Source organism: Burkholderia sp. ABCPW 14, from assembly GCF_001523835.1.
GTDB classification, from domain to species: Bacteria; Pseudomonadota; Gammaproteobacteria; order Burkholderiales; family Burkholderiaceae; genus Burkholderia; species Burkholderia mayonis.
The window spans coordinates 1-2,898 of record NZ_LOVS01000071.1; the positions used below are offsets into that span (position 1 = coordinate 1).

Here is a 2,898-nt window from a genome sequence, read left to right on the forward strand (position 1 = left end):
AGCGCGTGCGACACGTCGCGCGGCTGCACGAGCGGCACGTCGAGCCCGGCGAGATCGAGGCCGGCGGGCAACGCTTTCGCGTCGCCGCCGTTCAGGAAGTAGATCGGGCCGACCCGGTCCGACTGCCTGAGCATCATCGCCAGGAACGCAATGTTCTGATGAATGCCGTTTTCCCAGATCGCCTGGCCGTCGCGGGCGAAAAGCGAGATGCCGACGGCGAGGCGCTTGCCGGGCGCGTCATGCGGCCCGGTTGACGGAGAGCGGACGGAATCGATCACCAGCTATATCCATATCCTGCACCGAAGGTCTTGTTCTGCCCCGACACGCCGATGCCCAGCTTGAGAATGCCATTGGTTGTCACATGCGCGCTCGCGCCGAACGCCATCCCCGACTGACCTGCGAAGCGGGCGACGCCGACGGCGACGTTGATCGTCTTGCCGGGTTCGACCTGCGGCAGCATCGTCAGCGCGGAGGCGGCCGCGATGCCCTGACGGGCCATCGTGTCGGTCTGCTGCAGCGCTTGCTGAGTCTGGTTCAGCTGCGTGCCCAGATTGTTGATCTGGGATTGCTGACCCGTCAGCGATTGTGACATAGAAGTGGACAGCGCATTCAACTGGTTGACGTTGACCGCGTCGGTGCCTTCCGTGCCGGCGGCGACGTTCGTGATCTGCCGCTGCTGCGTCGAGCTGCCGACCGAGACGACGTTCGAGCGGCCGCCGTCGTTCGAGTTCGCGCCGATCGCGACCGAGTTCGAGCCGGCCGTGACGGACGGCGCGGCGGCGTTCGGCGCGCTCATGTCGGCGGCGACGCCCGTGCTCGCCGGCAGCGAGCGGATCACGTTGTTCGTGCTGTTGACGATCGTCGTCGACAGCGAAGTCAGTTGCGTGTTGATGTTGGTCACGCTCGTCGACAGCGATGTGACGTTGGTGTTCGTCGTCGACAGTCCGGTGGACAGCGAGCCGATGCCGGTCGAGGTCGACGTGGACAGCGAAGCGACGTTGCTGTTGGTCGTCGACAGACCCGTGGACAGCGAACCGACGGCGGTCGACGTCGACGTCGACAGCGAGGCGACATTGCTGTTGGTGGTGCTCAGGCCGGTGGACAGCGAACCGATGCTCGACGACGTCGACGTGGACAGAGACGTGAGGCTGCTGTTCGTTGCGGCGAGGCCGGTCGATGTCGACGTGGACAACGATGCGACGCTGCTGGTGGTCGTGCTGAGTCCGGTGGACAGCGAGTTCACGTATGTGAGCGTCGACGTGGACAGCGAAGCGAGGTTGCTGTTGGTCGTCGCGAGGCCGGTGGACAGCGAGCCCATCGAACTCAGCGTCGACGAGAAGCTCGTTGAGGTCGACGTCGAGAGCGATGCGAGGTTGCTGTTCGTCGTGCTGAGGCCCGTGGACAGCGACGTGATGTTGCTGTTGGTGGTGCTCAGGCCGGTGGACAGCGAATCGACGCTGGTCGAAGTCGAGGTGGACAGCGAAGCGATGGAGCTGTTGGTGGTGCTCAGGCCGGTGGACAGCGAGCCGATGCCGGTCGACGTCGAAGTCGACAGCGAGGCGACATTGCTATTGGTGGTGCTGAGGCCTGTGGACAGCGAGTCGACGCTGGTCGAGGTCGAAGTGGACAACGAAGCGATGGAGCTGTTGGCCGACGAGAGACCGGTGGAGGTGGAGGTCGACAGCGAAGTAACGTTGCTGTTGGTGGTACTCAAGCCTGTGGACAGCGAGTCGACGCTGGTCGAAGTCGAGGTGGACAACGAAGCGATGGAGCTGTTGGCCGACGAGAGACCGGTCGACGTGGAGGTCGACAGCGAAGTAACGTTGCTGTTGGTGGTGCTCAAGCCGGTGGACAGCGAGTCGACGCTGGTCGAGGTCGAGGTGGACAGCGAAGCGATGGAGCTGTTGGCCGACGAGAGGCCGGTCGACGTGGAGGTCGACAGCGAAGTAACGTTGCTGTTGGTGGTGCTCAAGCCGGTGGACAGTAAGTCGACGCTGGTCGAGGTCGAGGTGGACAACGAAGCGATGGAGCTGTTGGCCGACGAGAGGCCGGTCGACGTGGAAGTCGACAGCGAGGTGAGGCTGCTATTGGTCGTCGACAATCCGCTCGACAGCGAGGCGACATTGCTGTTGGTGGTGCTGAGGCCGGTGGACAGCGAGTCGACGCTGGTCGAAGTCGAGGTGGACAGCGAAGCGACGTTGCTGTTGGTGGTGCTGAGGCCCGTGGACAGCGAGTCGACGCTGGTCGAAGTCGAGGTGGACAACGAAGCGATGGAGCTGTTGGCCGACGAGAGACCGGTCGACGTGGAGGTCGACAGCGAAGTAACGTTGCTGTTGGTGGTACTCAGGCCGCTCGAGAGCGAGCCGATACCGGTCGAGGTCGAGGTGGACAGCGAAGCGATGGAGCTATTGGCGGACGAAAGCCCCGTCGACGTGGAGGTCGACAGCGACACAACGTTGCTGTTGGTCGTACTCAGTCCAGTGGACAGCGAACCGATGCCGGTAGAAGTCGAAGTCGACAGCGACGAGATGGAGCTATTGGCCGACGAAAGTCCCGTCGACGTGGAGGTCGACAGCGAGGCGACATTGCTGTTGGTGGTGCTCAGTCCAGTGGACAGCGAGCCGATGCCGGTCGAAGTCGAGGTGGACAGCGACGAGATGGAGCTATTGGCCGACGAAAGTCCCGTCGACGTGGAGGTCGACAGCGAGGCGACATTGCTGTTGGTGGTGCTCAGTCCAGTGGACAGCGAGCCGATGCCGGTCGAAGTCGAGGTGGACAGCGACGAGATGGAGCTATTGGCCGACGAAAGTCCCGTCGACGTGGAGGTCGACAGCGAGGCGACATTGCTGTTGGTGGTGCTCAGTCCAGTGGACAGCGAACCGACGCTGGTCGAGGTCG

The 2,898-nt window shown here is 63.4% G+C and carries 2 protein-coding genes; both read right to left on the reverse strand.

Translation table 11 applies throughout. The features are described 5' to 3' along the window. Positions 1-278 (reverse strand): DUF2827 family protein (locus WS62_RS10595; RefSeq protein ID WP_197422811.1); only part of this gene is annotated, 278 nt, incomplete at its 3' end. Continuing rightward, on the reverse strand, positions 275-2,898 hold a 2,624-nt coding region (locus tag WS62_RS36235; protein ID WP_231748259.1), incomplete at its 5' end, for a YadA family autotransporter adhesin. The genes WS62_RS36235 and WS62_RS10595, both read right to left, overlap by 4 nt.